Origin of the sequence: Virgibacillus phasianinus, assembly GCF_002216775.1 — a bacterium.
GTDB lineage: Bacteria > Bacillota > Bacilli > Bacillales > Amphibacillaceae > Virgibacillus_F > Virgibacillus_F phasianinus.
The window spans coordinates 2,697,877-2,718,344 of sequence record NZ_CP022315.1; the positions used below are offsets into that span (position 1 = coordinate 2,697,877).

The window sequence follows — 20,468 nt, forward strand, 5'->3', positions numbered from 1 at the left end:
GTAACATCACTAAATCCAGCTGATTGCTTAACAGGCATTCCCCGTCTTTTCATGAAGTGGTATAAACCAGCATCCTGAAGGTGTTTCATCACAATGCACAAGTAATTCATATTTTTGAATATCCTTTTTTATTAAACGAATTAATTCATTTGATTCAGCGTATGCTGTCAAACCATTTCTTAATTGGGCCATTTTTTCTTCCTTAATACGCTTTTGATCCATAATGAACATATGAATCCACTCCTTTCCATGTAGAATAGTATATGATTGTTAGTGTAAATGTGCCTATTTTTTAAAAATTTTTTTACCCTTCAATTTCAGCTTCCATTGTTAGTTTTACTGTTTCGGTAATGGAAAGTTTACTGACAGTAAATTTATATGTCATATCATCAACGCGGAAACTTTTATTTTCAATGGTAGACATCAGTAATAAATCACTTTCCGATACAATATCAACGTCCTGTCCAATAATATGAGAAATTTCTTCTTTAATAAGGTCCTCTAGCTGGTGTACAATCAATCTATCCATCTTTAACTCTTCACCGTTTGAAATAGTAATTTCAATTGCCTTTACGGTATCGGATTCCTTGGACTGCTGGTCTAAATCTTCTTTGTCTTTCAGTAAAGCCTTATTTTGGCTCGTTAATTCTTTCACCTGTGATTGTAATTCGGCGTTTTGCTCCAGTAAATTTTCATACATATTACCGTACATATACAGCAGTACACAGTATCCAATTATTGCACCGAAAAATGTACCAACTAAAAAGCGCTGCCAGCTTTTTTTCTTGTAATAGGGAGGGATATGCATTATTCTATCTCCTGCTGGATAGCCCATGTTAGGATTAAGATGGCGGATTTCACTCCACCCATGGCGGCCACTATTAACAGCACTTGTTTAAATACATCAATACTTGACCCATCAAGACCTCTTTCAAAGTTGGCGATAGCGTCAAACGTACCACCAATAGCAGCGACGATGGCCCAAATACGCAGACTTCTAGCCAGACGGGTTATCGATGCCACAGGAGCATCACCCGTCATAAAATGCCCAATACTGCCAATTATAGTGCCACCAATAATGACCCCGAAAGCAATGAAATAACAATGGATAAATGAAGCAAAGAAACGTTCTTCCATAATATAAGCACCCCACAAGGTAGACTACTCCCACTATATGTTTAAATAGGACAAGATATGAATTGTGGAAGCGCAAAGAGTTTCGTTATAATAAATTAAGAAGGTAACAACGAGGTGGGAAAGCATGTCATTTACACATTTGCAGGTTAAAAGCGGATACAGTTTAATGGAAAGCACCATTAGAATCGATAGGCTTGTAGAAAAGGCCGTTGATCATCAATTTCATGCACTGGCGTTAACGGATGACCAGGTCTTATATGGCGCTATCCCATTCTATAAAACATGTCAAAAGCACGGGATAAAACCGATAATCGGAATGAACGTATTTATTAGTGACGATAAGACGGGCGAAAGTGTTTGTATTTTATTAGCGAAAAATAATCAGGGTTATCAGCAGTTAATGAAATTAAGTACTTTTATTCAAACAAATAGTCAAAACAGTGTGGAATTGGAGCAGCTAAATACGTTTACAGGAGATTTAATTGGAATAGTCCCAGTGACCAATCAAAAAATAATAAATCAGTTTGAAAACAATCATTCCTTTGAGCAAATAGATAATTACCTGGCACCTTGGAAACAGTTATTTGCGAGCGATGATTTTTATTTGGGTGTTGAAGATTATGGTACAGATAGAGAAAAGGAATTACATGAAGCACTGCACGCCTTTTCCGAGCAAAAACAAGTAAAAATGGTTGCGATTAACGATGTGAAATATTTAGATGAGAAAGATAATTATGCCTTTGATTGTTTGCAAGCAATGAAAAAAGGGAAGCAATGGGCTCCGAATAATCATGCTGATTCCACTAACCATCATCTGCGATCAACTGAGGATATGAATAATTTATTCCGTTCTTTTTGGCCGGAAGTTTTGGAAGCATCTGATCAGATTTCAGAAAAATGCAATGTGGAAATAAACTTTGGTGATCGATTGCTCCCTTCTTTTCCAGTACCAGGCGACCTGGATGCCCATACATATTTGGAGGAAAAGTGCTGGAGTAATTTAAATGGGAGATATACAGATGCATCTGATGAAGTGAAAAACCGGTTACGATACGAGTTATCTGTTATTAAATCAATGGGGTTCAGTGATTACTTTTTAATTGTGTGGGACTTCATCAATTATGCAAAAAAACATGATATCGCAGTTGGTCCCGGAAGAGGTTCAGCTGCCGGTTCATTAGTTGCATTTGTATTATCCATTACAGATGTTGATCCGATAAAACACCGGTTAATTTTTGAGCGCTTCCTCAATCCGGAACGGGTTACAATGCCGGATATTGATATTGACTTTTCCGATAACCGGCGTGATGAGGTGATTGATTACGTTCGTGATAAATATGGTACAGATCATGTTGCGCAAATTATTACGTTTGGGACATTTGCAGCACGTTCACTGCTTCGGGAGCTGATCAAAACGATGGGAATTGAGCAGCAGGATGCGTATTATTTATTAAAAGAAATTCCTGTCCAGGCAAACAAGCCATTACTTGAGTATATTCAGGCATCAGAGGATTTGAAAATGTATATAAAACAATCCGCTTCGTTAAAGACACTATTTTCAATTGCATTGAAGCTTGAGGGTTTACCAAGACATGTATCAACACATGCGGCCGGGGTAGTGATTAGCGAGAAACCGCTGGTGGAGTATATTCCGCTAACATTTGGATCAGGTGATACAAGGCTGACACAGTATCCGATGAATGAACTTGAAGCAGTTGGCTTACTAAAAATGGATTTCCTGGGACTAAGAAATTTGACACTGTTGGAACGTGTAGTAAAATCAATTGCTCAAACACATCGAACAAGAGTAAAACTCGGGGAAATTCCCAATGGTGATGAGGGTACGTTTCAATTACTGAAGTCGGGCAAAACAAATGGTGTATTTCAGCTGGAATCGACAGGTATGAAGCAGGTATTAAGGAAGTTAAAACCCACATCATTTGAAGATATTGTCGCGGTTAATGCACTTTATCGGCCAGGTCCAATGGAATATATTCCAATTTATATAAGCAGAAAGCATGGACAAACACCGATTAAATACCCGCATCCTGATCTGGAACCAATTTTAAAAGACACATATGGCGTATTAATTTACCAAGAACAGATTATGCAAATTGCGAATCAAATAGCCGGTTTCTCACTTGGTGAAGCGGATATCTTGCGGCGTGCAGTAAGTAAAAAGAAACATGAATTAATGGAAAATCAGAAGAAAAAGTTTATCGCCGGATGTTTGGCGAATGGCTATGATGAAACAATTGCAACTGAAATCTTTAACTGGATTGTACAGTTTGCAAACTACGGTTTCAACCTGAGCCATGCGGTGGCTTACAGTCAGGTTTCGTATCAATTGGCCTATTTAAAAACCCATTACCCTGCCAGCTTCTTTGCGGAATTATTAAGTTCCATTGCCAATCAGCAGGATAAAGTGCATCAATATCGTAAAGAGGCCAAAACCTTTGATATTGAATTTCTTCCTCCGGACATAAATAAAAGCTTTGGTAAATATACCGTTGAAGACGGACAAATTCGCATGGGATTATTATCCATTAAGGGAATTGGCAATCAAGTCGTGAAGGAAATTGTACGTGCCCGTAAATCAGGTCCATTTAAATCGATATTTGATTTGTGTTTACGGATTTCAACAAAAGCAGTAAATCGTCAGGCACTGGAATTATTAATAATCGCTGGTGCGCTTGATGAAACCTTTGATAACCGAGCGAGCCTGCTAGCTTCAATTGACCACGCTATGGAACAGGGTGAATTATTTCGGGAATTTGCGGATCAGCCGAGCCTATTTCAGGATAAGATGGAATTAGAGGAAACATATGTTGAAATGGACGATTTTAGTCTAATGAAAAAGCTTTCGGATGAGAAAGAATTGATGGGGATTTATATATCCAGCCATCCTTTGGCTAGTTATCGTCAGAAACTAAGAGGAAATGGACTTCTGAACTTAAGCCAGGCAAGTTCAATGGCAGGAAAACGAAAAATAAAAAGCGCGGCAATTGTTCAGGCGATGAAAACTATTCGAACAAAACGTGGAGACCCAATGGCCTTTATAACATTCAGTGATGAAACAAGTGATATGGAAGGAGTTATTTTTCCAGATCTATTCCGGGAGGTAAATCCGTGGCTTCATGAAGAGGAGCTTGTTATTATTAATGGGAAGATTGAGGAACGTAATAACAAACTGCAATGGGTGATTCAGGAAATCCAGCCATTTAAAGAAGACGATCTTACCATTCAAGCACCGCAACAACTATTTGTGAAATGCAGATCGAAAGATAGTGGACAGGTAATGAATATTTTAAAAGAAGCTGCAGTCAACCAACCTGGCAGTACGCCAGTGATCATTCATCAGGAAGATAGCAAGATAACCTATCAATTGGCAAGCGACTATTTTCTTCATGCAACATCAGCTTGCATACGCGCATTAAGACTTCAACTGGGCGAGAAAAATGTGGCATTAAAAAAAGAATAAGATAATTGTAATGTCTTCATATCTATAACTTTACACATAAAAACCATCTGTTATAATGAAATAATCGGTGGTCTGACCACTAAAAGGACAAGCGTATACCATTACTATTGCTAAAAAGGAGCGAATAGGACATGTCAAATTTGAGAGATGATTCACTGCAAATGCATAAGTCAAAACAAGGAAAATTAACAATAGAGTCAAAGGTTCCGATTCATAATGCCAGGGATCTGAGCTTAGCTTATTCGCCCGGTGTCGCAGAGCCATGCAAGGAAATACATGACCAAAAGGAAAAAGTCTACGATTATACCATGAAAGGTAATATGGTCGCGGTCGTTAGTGACGGTTCAGCAGTATTGGGTCTTGGAAATATAGGCCCTGAAGCCGCACTTCCAGTTATGGAAGGGAAATCTGTGTTATTTAAAAGTTTTGCCGGAGTAGATTCCTTCCCAATATGTCTTGACACTCATGATATTGAAGAAATCGTTCGTACGGTAAAATTAATGGAACCAACGTTTGGCGGAGTGAATTTAGAAGATATAGCAGCTCCTAATTGCTTTATTATTGAAGAAAAACTTAAAAAAGAAACGAATATACCAATCTTTCATGATGACCAGCATGGGACAGCAATAGTAACTGTAGCAGGCTTAATTAATGCATTGAAAGTTGTTGGCAAATCATTCTCAGACATCAGAGTAGTAGCAAACGGTGCAGGTGCTGCCGGAATTGCCATCATAAAATTACTTCATAGTTTTGGTGTACGGGAAATGATTATGTGTGACTCAAAAGGAGCCATCTTTGACGGTAGGCCATATGGTATGAATGATGTGAAAGATCGAGTGGCAAAGATAACCAATAAGGATAGAAAAGAAGGATCACTTGAAGAAGTTCTTGAAGGTGCGGATGTCTTCATTGGTGTATCTGTTGGTGGTTTACTATCAAAAGAAATGGTAGAACGCATGAATACAGATCCTATTATTTTCGCTATGGCTAACCCGGATCCAGAAATTATGCCAGATGAGGCAAAAGAAGCCGGCGCAAAAGTTATTGGTACAGGAAGATCAGATTTTCCTAACCAGGTAAATAATGTGCTCGCATTCCCTGGTATTTTTCGCGGAGCGTTAGATGTACGAGCTACACGTATCAATGAAAGAATGAAAATTGCTGCTGCAAGAGCAATCGCTTCACTTGTCAGTGAAGATGATCTTAATGAAGATTATGTAATTCCAGCTCCATTCGATGCACGAGTTGCTCCAATTGTAGCAAAAAGTGTTGCTCAGGCAGCGATGGAAACAGGAGTCGCACGAATTGAAGTTGATCCAGAGGCTGTTGCAGAGAAGACAAGAAGTTTAACACGAATCGATTCTTAATCGCGTAAAGGAGGGAGCCATGGCTGTGTCCATGTCACCTAAGCAGAAAGTATACCAAGCAGTTTTAAACGAAATTCGAAGGTATATCGATGAAAATAATCTTAAACCTGGTGATAAACTCCCTTCTGAACGTGATCTAGCGGAAAATTTACAGGCTGGTAGATCGTCTGTCAGAGAAGCATTACGGGCTATGGAGCTGCTTGGTTTAATAGAAACACGCAGCGGGCAAGGCACGTTCTTAAGTGATTATAAACCATACCAAACTGTTGAGTTGTTGGCATCCTTTATCTTACAGGGTGCCAAAACTAAAAGGGAATTACGTACCGCAAAAGTAATTCTTGAAAAAGAAATAACGAAGCTGACGTTTCATCGCATCGATCAGCAGGATGTCAATGAAATGGAAATGCTCGTAACAGAAAATCTGGAGGAAAAGCACACATATTTTTTTCGTTTGTTGTTAAAAAAGACGGATAATCTTTTATTAACAAGGATCTGGAACCTGATGGAAGACTTTTCCCTAACGATGAAACAGTCAAATTATGATAAAATGTTTTATGAGGAACTGATTGACATATATATAAATCGGTCGTATGATGCGGTCGAAAAATTGTTTGGAAATTATATGGAATGATAACTAATATGTGACCAACCCATTTTATCGCAGTTTTATTCGTTATATACCATTACATAAGTGTATCACCCGTTTTCTGAAAAGGAGGAGTTACCTTGCTAAAGGATTTTTTCGGCAAGAAAAAGAAGTATGCATCCATACCAAGTGAACAAGGCAAAATGGATGTTCCAGAAGGATTAATGAAAAAATGTGAAGGCTGCCACAAAATATATTATCGAAAAGAAATGAATAAAAATCTTAATGTTTGTCCGAATTGTGGTTATCACCATAAATTGACTGCTTGGGAACGGATTGATAGTTTATTTGATGAAGGGTCATTTCAGGAATGGGATCAATATTTAATCTCAAATAATCCCTTAGGGTTTCCTGGTTATGAAGAAAAGCTGGAAAATGACCGGATCAAAACAGACTTGAACGAAGCTATTGTAACTGGAAAAGGTGAAATTGATGGTCAGCCAACCGTGGTTTGCATTATGGATTCCAGGTTCCGCATGGGAAGTATGGGGTCTGTGGTCGGTGAAAAAATTACCCGAGCGGTCGAAAAGGCAAGGAAGGAATCGTTACCAATCATCCTATTTACTGCTTCAGGTGGGGCCCGGATGCAAGAGGGCGTCTTAAGCTTAATGCAAATGGCGAAAACCTCTGTTGCAATTAAACGTTTTAGTGAGGCTGGAGGACTAATGTTTTCCATTATGACACATCCAACAACTGGTGGAGTATCAGCAAGTTTTGCATCAATAGGTGATTACAATTTTGCTGAACCAGGTGCCTTGATTGGGTTTGCCGGGAGACGAATTATTGAGCAAACTATTCGGGAGAAGCTGCCGGATGACTTTCAAACTGCAGAGTTTCTTTTAGAACACGGACAGTTGGACAAGGTCATCCACAGACATGATATGAAGCAAACGTTAACTACATTGCTCCATATGCATCAGAAGGGTGGGGACTCTGAATGAAGCAAGTATTGGATTTTGAAAAACCAATTGTAAATCTTAAAGAAAAAATAACGGAATTAAAAAGTTTTACAGAAGATAGTGAGATTGATTTAACAGATGAAATAAGCACGCTTGAAAAACGACTGGAAAAGCTGGAAAACGATATTTACACAAATTTAAAACCATGGAATCGTGTACAGATGGCGCGCCATCAGGACAGGCCAACCTCTCTGGATTATATCGGTGAATTGTTTACCGATTTCATCGAGTTTCATGGGGATCGTTTTTTCGGTGATGATGCTGCGATTGTTGCAGGTATAGCCTATTATCAGGATCGTCCAATCACAGTTATTGGCCATCAGCGGGGGAAGGATACTAAAGAAAATATTCACCGAAACTTTGGTATGCCGCACCCTGAGGGGTACCGCAAAGCATTGCGGCATATGAAACAAGCGGAAAAGTTTAATCGTCCAATCGTCTGTTTCATTGATACAAAAGGTGCATTTCCAGGTAAAGCTGCCGAAGAACGTGGGCAAAGTGAAGCGATCGCCAAAAACCTAATGGAGATGGCTGGTCTTACGGTGCCAATTGTTTGTATTGTGATAGGTGAAGGCGGAAGCGGCGGTGCCCTTGGACTAGGAATTGGTGACCATATTCATATGCTCGAGAACTCTACTTACTCGGTAATCTCACCTGAGGGTGCTGCGGCATTGTTATGGAAAGATTCCGGTCTGGCTCAAAAGGCTGCCGAAACAATGAAAATCACCTCCTATGATTTAAAAGAACTTGGTGTAATTGAGGAAATTATACCAGAAGTTAGAGGTGGCGCTCACCGTGATATTAAGCAGCAAGCCGCAAATATAAATGGGGTTTTAGCAAAATCACTCGCTTCTTTATCAGACATTGCCAAAGAAGAATTACTTGAAAAAAGATGGGAAAAGTATGAGCAAATTGGCGATTATAAGGAATTGGAACAGTAAATAGCGTAACTTATTCAAATGGGGTTGACATCTAGTCAGCCTCATGATTGTTTTTCTTAACAAATTTACGGTACTATATTTAATGTAGCAGGTTAAAGTTAATTAATTTAACTAAATGAAATTCTAAAGGTAGTTGAGGTGAGAAGATGAAGAAAATAGCTGTTTTAACTAGTGGTGGTGATGCACCAGGAATGAATGCTGCAATTCGGGCTGTTGTACGAAAAGCTATTTTTCATGGAGTAGACATATATGGGATCAAAAATGGATTTCAGGGCCTAATGGAAGGTAACATTAGCAAAATGGAAATAGGTTCCGTAGGTGATATTATTCAGCGCGGCGGGACAATCTTATTCTCAGCAAGAAGTACGGAATTTAAAACCCCAAAGGGCCAGCAGAAAGCTATTCAACAACTTAAAAGGCATGGCATCGAAGGTCTGATTGTAATTGGTGGAGACGGGAGCTTTCGTGGAGCCCAAAAATTAACGGAAAATGGTTTTCCATGTATTGGAGTTCCCGGTACGATTGATAATGATATACCCGGAACTGATTTTACAATTGGTTTTGATACAGCTCTAAATACTATTATTGAAGCTATTGATAAAATTAGAGATACTGCTACTTCGCATGAACGGACATACGTCATTGAGGTAATGGGCCGTGATGCAGGTGATCTAGCCCTATGGGCCGGCCTTGCAGATGGAGCTGAAAGTATATTAATTCCTGAAAAGAAGGATGATTTCGAAGCAGTTATCAATAAATTAAAAAGAGGGCATGACCGTGGGAAGAAACATAGTATTATTATTTTAGCTGAAGGCGTCGGCAGCGGTTTTTCGTATGGGAAGCGAATCCAGGATGCAACAAATCTAGAAACGCGCGTTACGGTATTAGGTCATATTCAACGCGGAGGGTCACCTACCGCAGCTGATAGAGTGTTAGCCAGCCGCTTAGGAGCTAAAGCTGTTGATTTGCTGCTCGGCGGTGAAGGTGGCCGGGTAGTTGGAATTCAACAAAATAAATTAGTTGATCACAACATATTGGAGATATTAAATCAAAAACATGCAATTAATATGGAAATGTATCAATTATCGAATGAATTGTCTATCTAAGACTATATTAGGAGGAACTATCAATGAGGAAAACAAAAATCGTCTGTACGATTGGTCCTGCTTCTGAATCAATTGAAACCTTGGAACAATTGATCAAATCTGGCATGAACGTGGCTCGTTTAAATTTTTCACATGGAGATTTTGACGAACATCGACAACGGATCAAAAATATTAAAGAAGCGGCTAATAAAACTGGGAAAACAGTTGCCATATTACTTGATACAAAAGGTCCAGAAATTAGAACAGGATCTTTTGAAAATGGTGAAGATGAAATTGTAGAAGGGTCGACTGTCGTGTTATCGATGAACGAAATTGTAGGTACCGCAAAACGGTTTTCAATCACCTATCCTGGCCTAATCAATGATGTTCATGAAGGGTCGTCCATCCTACTCGATGATGGCTTAATTGAGCTGAAGGTGGAGGAGATAGATAAAGAAAACCAGGAACTGATTACGACAGCATTAAACAGTGGTGCGATCAAAAATAAAAAAGGTGTCAATGTGCCAAATGTGCAGGTGAAATTGCCAGGTATTACAGAAAAGGATGCAAATGATATTGTGTTTGGTATCGAAGAAGGAGTCGATTTTATTGCTGCCTCTTTTGTACGGCGTCCTTCTGATGTTTTTGAAATAAGAGCATTATTGGAACAATATGATGCAACACATATTCAAATCATCCCGAAGATTGAAAACAATGAGGGTGTAGAGAACATTGATTCAATTTTAGAAGTAAGTGATGGAATTATGGTTGCCCGAGGAGACTTAGGTGTCGAAATCCCAGCAGAGGATGTTCCATTAGTTCAAAAACAACTTATTAATAAATGTAATAACGCAGGGAAACCGGTTATTACAGCCACACAAATGCTGGATTCAATGCAACGAAATCCTCGCCCTACAAGAGCTGAGGCGTCAGATGTCGCTAATGCCATCTTTGATGGAACAGATGCTATTATGCTTTCAGGTGAAACAGCTGCAGGGCATTATCCTGTTGAGTCGGTTCAGACAATGAGCAGTATCGCATTAAAGGCCGAAACAGCGCTTGACCACAAAATGATTCTGACAAATCGATCAAAAATTGTTGATATGACAATTACGGATTCAATTAGTCAGTCTGTAACCCATACTGCAATGAATTTGGATGTGAGTGCAATCATCACTCCAACAGAAAGTGGGCATACAGCACGAATGATTTCCAAGTATCGTCCAAAAGCACCGATTGTGGCCGTTACGTCCTCTGACCATGTAAACCGTCAATTGTCATTGGTTTGGGGTGTGCACGCGGCTATAGGTGAAAGAGCGAATTCAACTGATGAAATGCTGGACGTAGCTGTTGAAGAAGGTTTGAAAACAGAATTATTTAAACGCGGAAGCAGAGTAATTATAACTGCAGGTGTACCCGTTGGGGAGAGCGGAACAACTAATTTAATGAAGGTTCATGTCATTGGTGATGTCATTGCCAAAGGCCAGGGAATCGGCAGAAGAAGTGCTTATGGTCGGGCAGTGATTGCCAAAACGGCAGAGGAGGCTAACACAAAAGTTACTGAAGAGGATATCCTGGTGACGTATGGTACTGATCGTGATATGATGCCTGCCATTCAAAAAGCTGGTGGTATAATTACGGAAGAGGGCGGTCTGACATCACATGCTGCTGTAGTAGGTCTCAGTCTTGGCATACCAGTTATTGTAGGGTTGGATAAAGTCTTTGAACTAATCAAGGACGGCGATGATATTACAATAGATGCTACAAAAGGTGACGTATTTAGAGGTCATACAAGCGTATTATAAGGTGAGCACAAAGAGGCTAGGGACATATCAAAAAAGTGTAACTCAAATACGAACAGTACTGTTAATTTTCGGTTAGTTCGGATATTTCTTTTATTAAAACACTTATGTCCCTGCCTCTTTTTGCAAAGTGAAGGATGATAAACGAAATTATGTCTGGCTCCGGGGCCAGCAATATACCTTAATTGGGCTCCTGTGCTTTTCTTACAGAAAGGGTGATTGTCCATGCGTTGGTTAATTATTGCACTCCTTATCATACCAGCATTGGAAATTGGCATTTTCGTTTGGGCCGGAGGAATAATCGGACCGTGGTGGATTGTATTTCTAATCATGCTGACAGGCTTTGTGGGGGTATTTATAGCCAAAAGGCAGGGTGTTGAAACATGGAATCGTGCAAGGCTTTCCATGAACAGTGGTCATGTACCCGCAGAAGAAATAATTGATGGAATATGCATTTTCGTTGGTGCTGTATTCCTTTTCACCCCTGGATTCATTACAGATACTGTGGGTTTTCTTCTCGTGTTGCCGTTCACGCGCAATCCATTTAAGAATTTGCTCCGTGCTTTTATAAAACACCGTATGAATAACGCAACAATCATTTATCGAAAGTAATATCAGCCACCTTTGATAAATAATAGTATGTGTCTGAAAACCCTTGTTTGATAACAGGCATTCCATACGATTAACAGAAAAGGGCTAATGAATAAGCCTAGTAACCCCCATAAATTTAAGCCAACGAACATGGTCAGCAGTGTGGCCAAAGGACTTATGCCAATGCTTGCGGACAAAAGTTTTGGTTCAATAATTTGCCTGGCAACGACAATTGCCATATATAAACTTGCCAGCTGAATGGTCATGGCATAATCACCAGTAATAAATAAATAGCAGATCCACGGTATGAAAATGACGCCCGTTCCGATATATGGAAGTAAGTCCAGCAATGCAGCCAGAATTGCAACAGTGAGTGCGTATTTCACTTTTAGCAATGATAAACCAATGTATATCGAGGCTGCGGTTATTAACATTAATACGACTTGCGCCCTTAAAAAACCTGTCAGGGACGACTTTATGTGCTTAGATAAATCATGGACTACGGCTTTGTTAAGGTAAGGGATTGTTTGAACTGCCAAACGATTAAGCCGGTTCCAGTCCTTTGCAATTAAAAACGTGGCGATAAGTGTTACGGTGAAAATCGTTAATGAACTTGGCAGAATGCTTATTACTTCGGGTACATTTAACAGGAAACCTTTGATTAACGTTGACCCTGAAGTTGTTATTTGGTTTGTGATTTTTTCCAAGCTGCTATTAATAGCTTGTTGCTGAGAAGGATCCAGCGAATTGAAAAAGGCAGCCAATTTATTATATAACGGTAAAATAGTAGAATGAAAATACGCTTCACAAAGCGATATAAAATCTTTGAAGTATGCAGGCAGATGGTTGGCCAGATATGCTGTTCCATGCATTAGTTCATTAACGATGATTGCTATACAAAATACGCTTACGAGCAAAAAAATAGCAAGTGCAAAAAGGGTTGCAAGGAATCTCGGAAACCTGCAAAAGTCCTCAAGAATATGAATGGATGGCTGAAGAATAAATCCACAAAGAAATGCAATAATAAATGGGTAAAGATAAATTAGACTGTATTTTATTAGAAAAAAACTGGCTATGAAGATAAAGAATACAAATAAAAATCGAAGTATTCGATCGATATATTGCGGATACATATGGCCACCCCATGATTTACTTCTCAAATAAATTGCTTGTCTTATCTACATATGAGAAATAGGGACGGAATAGTACAAGAAAATGGAGAGACACCATTAGCTTCTTAATACAAAGCAGGATTTTCTGACGGAAAATGTGGACTTTCCTAAAAATATTGGTGAAAATAATCGGTTTCAATTCACATTGCTTTGATTTTACTTTATAATTGTCCATGGGGATGACAATGCCAGATGTACGAATATTGTCAAACAGAGTCATTATCTATAATGTATCCTAATTTAATGTGTAAAACTATAGAAAAGGAGAGGGATGTTATGACAACAACAAAAGGTCTCGAAGGGGTTGTAGCAACTCAATCGTCAATTAGTTCCATCATAGATGATCAACTTACATACGTTGGTTACAGAATTGATGATTTAGCCGAGAATTCAAGCTTTGAGGAAGTTGTTTATTTATTATGGAACCTTAAGCTGCCGACAAAGTCTGAACTTGATTCATTTAAAGCGGAATTAGCTTTAAATATGGAGCTTCCAGATGCTGTGACTGAACATTTACGTTCATATGATTTGTCTTCTGTTCACCCAATGGCTGCTTTACGCACAGCAATATCATTACTTGGACTTTATGATGAAGAAGCCGACGTAATGGAAGAGGATGCTAATAAACGGAAAGCAATTCGAATTCAAGCAAAAATCGCAACAATTGTAACTGCTTTCGCACGTATCCGCCAAGGGAAAGATCCGGTAAAACCGAAGAAAGAATTAGGATTTGCTGCTAACTTCTTATACATGTTGAATGGTGAAGAAGGTAAAGACATTGAAATTGAAGCAGTTAATAAAGCGCTCGTCCTTCATGCAGATCATGAATTGAATGCGTCAACATTTACAGCGCGTGTTTGCGTAGCAACACTTTCAGATATTTATTCTGGTGTGACTGCAGCAATTGGAGCGTTAAAAGGTCCACTTCATGGTGGTGCCAATGAACGTGTAATGAAGATGTTGACTGAAATTGGTGAAGAAGACAATGCAATTCCTTACATTAAAGAAAAAATAGAACAAAAAGAGAAAATAATGGGTATGGGACACCGGGTATATCAAAATGGTGATCCACGTGCGAAACATTTAAAGCGCATGTCTAAAGAATTAACTAAAATAACCGGACAGGCTAAATGGTATAACATGTCCATTAAAATTGAAGATTTCATCAAAGAGGAAAAAGGATTACCAGCAAACGTTGATTTTTATTCCGCATCTGTATACCACAGCTTAGGAATCGATCACGATTTATTCACGCCTCTTTTTGCAGTTAGTCGTGTTTCCGGCTGGCTGGCACATATTTTGGAGCAATATTCCAACAACCGCTTGATTCGCCCACGTGCTGAGTACATTGGTCCAAAAACACAAGATTACGTAGCAATTGAAAATCGCGGATAAATTTGGTGCTAAACAATTAGTAGCCGGTGTTTGACCGGCTATTCCTATGTTATTCGGTAATATGATAAAATAGATTAGTATGATTATGATTAGGAGGAATTTTTTATGGCACAAGGAGAAAGAATTACTGTGGAAAATGGACATATGAGTGTTCCAGATCGTCCAATTATTCCATTTATCGAAGGGGATGGAACAGGCCCCGATATTTGGGCTGCTGCCAGTAAAGTAATCGAAGCAGCTGTTGAGAAGGCTTATAATGGAGCAAAAGCAATTGAGTGGAAAGAAGTTTATGCTGGCCAAAAGGCTTACGATAAAACTGGTGAGTGGTTACCTTCTGAAACTCTTGATGTGATTCGTGACTATAAAATTGCGATTAAAGGACCACTTACGACTCCAATCGGTGGTGGAATTCGTTCATTAAACGTAGCTTTACGCCAGGAATTAGACCTGTTTACATGTTTACGTCCGGTACGTTACTTCAATGGTGTTCCATCACCAGTAAAACGCCCTGAGGACGTAGATATGGTGATTTTCCGTGAAAATACAGAAGATATTTATGCTGGTATTGAGTGGCAAAAAGGCACACCAGAAGTTAAAAAGGTAATTGAATTCTTGAAGAATGAAATGGATGTTCATAATATCCGCTTCCCTGAAACATCTGGAATTGGAATTAAACCTGTTTCCGAAGAGGGTACAAAACGCCTTGTTCGCTCAAGTATTGAATATGCAATTAATGAAGGACGCAAAAGCGTTACATTAGTCCACAAAGGTAACATTATGAAATTCACTGAAGGTGCTTTCAAAGCTTGGGGTTATGAGCTAGCGGAAGAAGAATTTGGTGATAAGGTATTTACATGGGCTGAATATGACCGCATTGTTGAAAAAGAAGGTAAGGAAGCAGCTAATAAAGCGCAGGATGAAGCAATCAAAAACGGAAAAATTCTTGTGAAAGATTCCATTGCAGATATTTTCCTACAACAAATCTTAACTCGTCCTGATGAATTTGATGTAGTTGCTACAATGAATTTAAATGGAGACTATGTGTCAGATGCTTTAGCAGCACAAGTTGGCGGAATTGGTATTGCACCGGGAGCAAACATTAACTTTGAAACTGGTCATGCAATTTTCGAAGCAACACATGGTACTGCACCTAAGTACGCTGGAATGGACAAAGTAAATCCATCATCAATCATTCTTTCGGCTGTTCTTATGCTTGAACACCTTGAGTGGAGAGAAGCGGCAGATTTAATTTCAAAAGCAATGGATAAAACTATTGCATCAAAAGTTGTAACGTATGACTTTGCCCGTCTAATGGAGGGTGCAACAGAAGTTAAGTGTTCTGAGTTTGGTCAAGAACTAATCAAAAATATGGATTAAGTGTAAGAAAGGGGATTGACATGGGTATTACACGGAAGAAGATTTCAGTAATTGGTTCAGGGTTTACTGGAGCTACCACAGCTTTGATGATTGCACAAAAAGAACTTGGTGACGTTGTTTTAGTTGATATTCCCAACATGGAGGATCCAACAAAAGGAAAAGCATTAGATATGCTTGAAGCTAGTCCTATCCAGGGTTTTGATGCAAAAATTACTGGTACAGCTAACTATGAAGACACAAAGGATTCAGATTTAGTACTAATTACGGCAGGTATTGCTCGTAAACCAGGTATGAGTCGTGATGATCTAGTAAATACGAATGCAAAAATTATGAAGTCTGTAGCCGGTGAAATTGCTAAATATGCACCAGAATCGTTAATTGTTGTCTTATCAAATCCAGTGGATGCGATGACATACACAGCATTTAAAGAATCTGGATTCCCGAAAGAACGTGTTATCGGTCAATCTGGTGTGCTTGATACGGGACGTTTCCGCACATTTATCGCACAGGAATTGAACCTTTCTGTTAAGGATATTACAGGATTCGTACTTGGCGGCCACGGTGACGATATGGTACCATTAATCCGCTATTCTTATGCCGGTGGTATTCCACTAGAAAAACTTATTTCAAAAGAGCGATTAGATGAAATTGTTGCGCGCACACGTAAAGGTGGCGGTGAGATTGTCGGCCTGCTGGGTAACGGCAGTGCATATTACGCCCCTGCAGCTTCATTGACTGTCATGGCTGAAGCTATTCTTAAAGATCAGCGTCGTGTAATTCCAGCGATTGCTTACCTGGAAGGTGAATACGGTTATTCCGACATCTATCTCGGTGTTCCAACTATACTTGGTGGAAACGGAATTGAAGATATTATTGAATTAGACCTGACAGATGATGAGAAAGCTGCATTGGACAAATCAGCAGAATCTGTTAAGAATGTGCTAAATGTATTACAATAAAAGGTATAAAGAACTTTCCGCACTAACTTTTGTGCGGGAGGTTTTTTTGTTTGCAGTCGTTTAATCATGCGTACCTTTCAATAGATAATGAAGCGTGCTTTTGATATAATGGTAAACGCTTACATATTTTGGAGGTGGGGAATAGTGCTAGGAAAAAAGAGAAAAATAGGAAAAAAGATAGATCAATTGCAGGTGGGAGATTCCTATACATCCGTGCAAAGTATAGAAGACAAAGATCTATTACTGTATCTTGGGCTAACAAACGACGCGAATCCTTTATATATTCAGCATGATTATGCATCACAGACTCCATACAAACAGCCGGTAGTTCCATCAGTAATGCTATTAGGTATGGTATCATCTATCGTTTCTATGCATTTACCCGGGCCGGGAAGTCATATCATTTCTCAGGAGATATCATATCCAAACCCCGTATTTCATAGCTCAGAAGTAACGTTTTCAGTAGAAATTACTGAAATAAACATGGACAATCATTTTATTTTCTTATCGGTAGACGGCTATAACATTGATGGAGATACCGTTATTACTGGGAAATTAAAGGTTTGTCCCGCTTATAAATCAAATTCGATTAATGCAAGTTCATTAGAAAATTTCTTATAAAAAATCGAATGAAACTGAAACTGCCCAAGGTGGCGGTTTATTTAATCATAGCGTTTTTCGCATAGTTTATTACTACTATTGCCACAGTTGATAAAAACTGCGACGTAACTAAAACTCATGTTTGGTGGGCTAGCGACCGCTACGGAAAAACACTGCGCTTTCCGTGGGCAGCTGATGAGCCTCCCCGAGCTGACGCTCGAGGCCACTGAAAAGGTGGTAGATATTACAAAATATAGCCTTTCACCTTAACCTAGCATCTTGAATATACGGAGACTCCTTGAAAAAGAAACCCGCTTTTTCTGCGTGCGATGTTTCTCAAGGGAGCTTTCCTTGTCCTGCGGGAAGTGAGAGATCGGCGAGACCCCGGACACAGTTAATGAGGCCCGACTAAAACCGCCCTTTGCGGGCAACGTCGGCTACCCCTTGCCGGGGCAAGGAGGCTCGTCACTCGGCCTAAGGTGCGCGCAGTATATTCAAGATGCGATGATAGATCCACATATTTGTGTATTAACTATACCTTTTTCAGTGCCTTCAGCGTAAGCTCGAGGAGGCCATGAAAGCGCAGTGCTTTTTCGCAGCGGCCGCAGTGGGCCAAACATGGTTATTAGTTATGTCGCCGTTTATGTATTTTGTGTCAAAACAACATTCCTTTTTAAAACAGTCTTCTAAAGGGATAAATATGAAAATATTGTCTGCCTCCTACGCTTTCCCTTTGTAAATTTATTTTTACAATTATGTGTGTTCACTTCTTGTTAACTTCCATGTACTATAGAGGTAACGGAGTTCAGTTGGATCAATCGATATGGATAAGGAGACAGATAGGTGTGAAACAAAAAATTCTGATAGTCGATGATGAAGTTTCAATCGTAACGTTACTTACTTATAATATGGAACTGGCAGGATATGAAGCTGATTATGCCTACGATGGTCTCGAAGCGATAAAAAAAGCACGGGCATCACATTTTGATTTAATCATATTGGACTTGATGCTGCCGGAAATGGATGGAATGGAAGTTTGTAAATTCCTTAGGGCCAATCGTGTTGATACACCAATTTTAATGTTAACAGCCAAGGAAGATGAGGTAGATAAAATTCTTGGTCTAGAACTTGGGGCAGATGATTATCTAACTAAGCCCTTTAGCCCCAAAGAGGTAATCGCAAGGACCAAAGCAATTATTAGACGTTCAGGACAGTCCCGGCAATCAGGAAATTCTACGATGAAAATTGGCGATTTGATCATTTATCCCGAACGATATGAAGCTGAAATGTTTGGGGCTACCATTACATTCACCCGAAAAGAATTTGAACTGCTCCATTATTTAGCGAATCATTTAGGAAATGTATTATCAAGAGATCAATTATTAAGCGCTGTTTGGAACTATGATTTTGCTGGGGACACAAGAATTGTTGACGTTCATGTTAGTCATTTAAGGGAAAAAATTGAACCAGATTCTAAGCAGCCAAGTTACATTAAAACGATACGGGGCCTGGGGTACAAATTGGAGGAACCAAAATAATGCGGTATATACTTAGAAAACCCCTGATTACATATGTTATTGGTATTTTAATCGTTGTGTTATTGACTGGGGCAGTAATCAGCCGGTTTACATCAGAACTTATTATTCTATTCGCGGTACTGCTAGTTCAATTTGTAATTGTTATTCTCATGCTGTTACATATTTTTGAAAAATATATGAAACCAATACGAAAAGCAACAAAAACTGTTGATGAGTTAGTTAAAGGTAATTATCGCGCACGTATCCACCATGCTTCAAATGGAAGTGTCGGTGAGCTTAGCAATAAAATCAACATCCTGGCACGAAATCTTAGTGAGCTTACGATTCAGGAAGATATTCATGAAAAACAATTGGTTACGGTTATTGATAATACAGAGAGTGGACTTGTTTTAATCGATGAAAAAGGATATATACACCTGGTAAATCGTAAGTTTATTTCGTTATTTGGTAATACACCGAAAGATTATAAAGGTCACCTCTATTACGATGTTCTGGACAATGAAAAGATCCACCATCTTGTACAGCAAACATTTCTTTATGAAGAAAATGTAAAGGAATCATTTACCCAAATTATAAACTTCGATAAAAAATATATCCAAATAATTGGAGCTCCCATATTTAACGAAAAAAAAATGCTGAAGGGTGCCGTACTGGTTTTTTACGATATTACTGAATTAAAGAAGCTGGAATTGACTCGAAAAGATTTCGTCGCCAATGTCTCACATGAATTGAAAACACCGATTACCTCAATCAAAGGGTTTGCCGAAACGCTTTTGGATAACAAGGAAAACAATCCCGAGGTAGTCGAAAAGTTTCATCAAATCATTTATGATGAAAGCGATCGTCTCCAAATTTTAATACAGGATTTATTGACACTTTCAAAATTGGAGAAAGATGAATTCGAATTGCAGGTAACTGATTTCCACATAGGTAAGGTTATTGAAGAGGTAATAGCCGTGATTCATCAGCAAGCGGAACAAAAAGGGTTGAATCTTACAGTGGATGTGGAAAAGGATATAAAAGTGAAAGCTGACAGAGAGCAGATGAAACAGGTACTGTTTAACCTGCTGGCTAATGCGGTAAGTTATACACCGGGAAAAGGCGAAATTACGCTAATGATTGAAAAGACCGATTCGAATATGCATATAGCAGTGAGTGATTCAGGCATAGGAATTGGTGAAGAAGCGATTCCAAGATTGTTTGAACGTTTCTACCGGGTGGATAAGGCGAGAAGCCGTAACACCGGCGGCACTGGTTTAGGCCTGGCCATCGTAAAACATATCGTAGAAGTGCACGAAGGTAAAATCAAGGTTGATAGCGAATTAGATAAAGGATCAACCTTCCATGTGTATATCCCAACAAATTTGGGGTGAAAAACTGGTCAAGTCATTCGTAAATAATGATATTGACCAGTTTTT

The 20,468-nt window shown here is 39.1% G+C and carries 18 protein-coding genes; 14 read left to right on the forward strand and 4 right to left on the reverse strand.

Annotation, left to right across the window (positions count from 1 at the left end; genetic code table 11):
* Positions 1-27: 27 nt before the first annotated feature.
* From CFK37_RS12895 to ytrH, 3 genes are all read right to left on the reverse strand, one after another.
* Entirely contained in the window at positions 28-231 is a 204-nt protein-coding gene (locus tag CFK37_RS12895) for a YtzJ family protein (protein WP_089062235.1), read from the reverse strand.
* A 73-nt stretch (positions 232-304) separates the two neighbouring features.
* Positions 305-808 carry a sporulation membrane protein YtrI gene (ytrI, locus tag CFK37_RS12900; RefSeq protein ID WP_089062236.1) on the reverse strand — a complete coding sequence of 168 codons (504 nt, stop codon included), beginning with the start codon at positions 806-808 and terminating at the stop codon, positions 305-307.
* The gene (gene ytrH / locus CFK37_RS12905) at positions 808-1,137 is read right to left on the reverse strand and encodes a sporulation membrane protein YtrH (protein ID WP_089063658.1); all 330 of its coding nucleotides are present in this window, start codon (positions 1,135-1,137) and stop codon (positions 808-810) included. The genes ytrI and ytrH overlap by 1 nt, the downstream gene beginning before the upstream one ends.
* 124 nt (positions 1,138-1,261) lie before the next feature.
* Here ytrH and dnaE point away from each other — a divergent pair, with 124 nt between their 5' ends.
* The 8 genes from dnaE to CFK37_RS12945 all read left to right on the forward strand — a co-directional run bounded on the left by dnaE (position 1,262) and on the right by CFK37_RS12945 (position 12,030).
* Complete coding sequence (gene dnaE / locus CFK37_RS12910) at positions 1,262-4,618, forward strand: DNA polymerase III subunit alpha (RefSeq protein ID WP_089062237.1); 3,357 nt, start codon at positions 1,262-1,264, stop codon at positions 4,616-4,618.
* A gap of 131 nt (positions 4,619-4,749) precedes the next feature.
* Positions 4,750-5,985, forward strand: coding sequence for an NADP-dependent malic enzyme (gene ystJ / locus CFK37_RS12915; RefSeq protein ID WP_089062238.1), 1,236 nt, complete (start codon positions 4,750-4,752; stop codon positions 5,983-5,985).
* 19 nt (positions 5,986-6,004) lie between these two features.
* On the forward strand, positions 6,005-6,616 hold the full coding sequence (locus tag CFK37_RS12920; protein ID WP_089062239.1) for a FadR/GntR family transcriptional regulator: 612 nt from the start codon (positions 6,005-6,007) through the stop codon (positions 6,614-6,616).
* A gap of 95 nt (positions 6,617-6,711) precedes the next feature.
* Entirely contained in the window at positions 6,712-7,572 is an 861-nt protein-coding gene (gene accD / locus CFK37_RS12925; protein WP_089062240.1) for an acetyl-CoA carboxylase, carboxyltransferase subunit beta, read from the forward strand.
* A complete protein-coding gene (gene accA / locus CFK37_RS12930) occupies positions 7,569-8,531 on the forward strand; it encodes an acetyl-CoA carboxylase carboxyl transferase subunit alpha (RefSeq protein ID WP_089062241.1) in 963 nt (320 codons plus the stop codon). Before accD ends, accA begins: the two co-directional genes overlap by 4 nt.
* Before the next feature lie 146 nt (positions 8,532-8,677).
* Entirely contained in the window at positions 8,678-9,637 is a 960-nt protein-coding gene (gene pfkA, locus CFK37_RS12935) for a 6-phosphofructokinase (RefSeq protein WP_089062242.1), read from the forward strand.
* Positions 9,638-9,660: 23 nt separating this feature from the next.
* Positions 9,661-11,421, forward strand: coding sequence for a pyruvate kinase (gene pyk, locus CFK37_RS12940; protein ID WP_089062243.1), 1,761 nt, complete (start codon positions 9,661-9,663; stop codon positions 11,419-11,421).
* A gap of 222 nt (positions 11,422-11,643) precedes the next feature.
* The gene (locus CFK37_RS12945) at positions 11,644-12,030 is read left to right on the forward strand and encodes an FxsA family protein (RefSeq protein ID WP_089062244.1); all 387 of its coding nucleotides are present in this window, start codon (positions 11,644-11,646) and stop codon (positions 12,028-12,030) included.
* Positions 12,031-12,032: 2 nt separating this feature from the next.
* Here the strand turns inward: CFK37_RS12945 and ytvI are convergent, their stop codons facing one another.
* Positions 12,033-13,142, reverse strand: coding sequence for a sporulation integral membrane protein YtvI (ytvI, locus tag CFK37_RS12950; protein WP_089062245.1), 1,110 nt, complete (start codon positions 13,140-13,142; stop codon positions 12,033-12,035).
* A gap of 315 nt (positions 13,143-13,457) precedes the next feature.
* Between ytvI and citZ the strand changes: the two genes are divergently transcribed.
* The 6 genes from citZ to pnpS all read left to right on the forward strand — a co-directional run bounded on the left by citZ (position 13,458) and on the right by pnpS (position 20,423).
* On the forward strand, positions 13,458-14,576 hold the full coding sequence (gene citZ / locus CFK37_RS12955) for a citrate synthase (RefSeq protein ID WP_089062246.1): 1,119 nt from the start codon (positions 13,458-13,460) through the stop codon (positions 14,574-14,576).
* 105 nt (positions 14,577-14,681) lie between these two features.
* Entirely contained in the window at positions 14,682-15,953 is a 1,272-nt protein-coding gene (gene icd, locus CFK37_RS12960) for an NADP-dependent isocitrate dehydrogenase (protein WP_089062247.1), read from the forward strand.
* A 20-nt stretch (positions 15,954-15,973) separates the two neighbouring features.
* Positions 15,974-16,912 (forward strand): malate dehydrogenase, encoded by a 939-nt coding sequence (gene mdh / locus CFK37_RS12965; protein ID WP_089062248.1) that lies wholly within the window; start codon positions 15,974-15,976, stop codon positions 16,910-16,912.
* Between the two features lie 144 nt (positions 16,913-17,056).
* Entirely contained in the window at positions 17,057-17,533 is a 477-nt protein-coding gene (locus tag CFK37_RS12970) for a MaoC/PaaZ C-terminal domain-containing protein (protein ID WP_172840503.1), read from the forward strand.
* An 824-nt stretch (positions 17,534-18,357) separates the two neighbouring features.
* Entirely contained in the window at positions 18,358-19,050 is a 693-nt protein-coding gene (locus CFK37_RS12975; protein ID WP_089062249.1) for a response regulator transcription factor, read from the forward strand.
* Complete coding sequence (pnpS, locus tag CFK37_RS12980; RefSeq protein WP_089062250.1) at positions 19,050-20,423, forward strand: two-component system histidine kinase PnpS; 1,374 nt, start codon at positions 19,050-19,052, stop codon at positions 20,421-20,423. Before CFK37_RS12975 ends, pnpS begins: the two co-directional genes overlap by 1 nt.
* The last annotated feature ends 45 nt before the right edge of the window (positions 20,424-20,468 follow it).

Bases quoted from the DNA above. Each gene is read 5' to 3' on its own strand.
- CFK37_RS12895 (WP_089062235.1), bottom strand. From the start codon at position 231: ATGTTCATTATGGATCAAAAGCGTATTAAGGAAGAAAAAATGGCCCAA.
- ytrI (WP_089062236.1), bottom strand. From the start codon at position 808: ATGCATATCCCTCCCTATTACAAGAAAAAAAGCTGGCAGCGCTTTTTA.
- ytrH (WP_089063658.1), bottom strand. From the start codon at position 1,137: ATGGAAGAACGTTTCTTTGCTTCATTTATCCATTGTTATTTCATTGCT.
- dnaE (WP_089062237.1), top strand. From the start codon at position 1,262: ATGTCATTTACACATTTGCAGGTTAAAAGCGGATACAGTTTAATGGAA.
- ystJ (WP_089062238.1), top strand. From the start codon at position 4,750: ATGTCAAATTTGAGAGATGATTCACTGCAAATGCATAAGTCAAAACAA.
- CFK37_RS12920 (WP_089062239.1), top strand. From the start codon at position 6,005: ATGGCTGTGTCCATGTCACCTAAGCAGAAAGTATACCAAGCAGTTTTA.
- accA (WP_089062241.1), top strand. From the start codon at position 7,569: ATGAAGCAAGTATTGGATTTTGAAAAACCAATTGTAAATCTTAAAGAA.
- pfkA (WP_089062242.1), top strand. From the start codon at position 8,678: ATGAAGAAAATAGCTGTTTTAACTAGTGGTGGTGATGCACCAGGAATG.
- pyk (WP_089062243.1), top strand. From the start codon at position 9,661: ATGAGGAAAACAAAAATCGTCTGTACGATTGGTCCTGCTTCTGAATCA.
- CFK37_RS12945 (WP_089062244.1), top strand. From the start codon at position 11,644: ATGCGTTGGTTAATTATTGCACTCCTTATCATACCAGCATTGGAAATT.
- ytvI (WP_089062245.1), bottom strand. From the start codon at position 13,142: ATGTATCCGCAATATATCGATCGAATACTTCGATTTTTATTTGTATTC.
- citZ (WP_089062246.1), top strand. From the start codon at position 13,458: ATGACAACAACAAAAGGTCTCGAAGGGGTTGTAGCAACTCAATCGTCA.
- icd (WP_089062247.1), top strand. From the start codon at position 14,682: ATGGCACAAGGAGAAAGAATTACTGTGGAAAATGGACATATGAGTGTT.
- mdh (WP_089062248.1), top strand. From the start codon at position 15,974: ATGGGTATTACACGGAAGAAGATTTCAGTAATTGGTTCAGGGTTTACT.
- pnpS (WP_089062250.1), top strand. From the start codon at position 19,050: ATGCGGTATATACTTAGAAAACCCCTGATTACATATGTTATTGGTATT.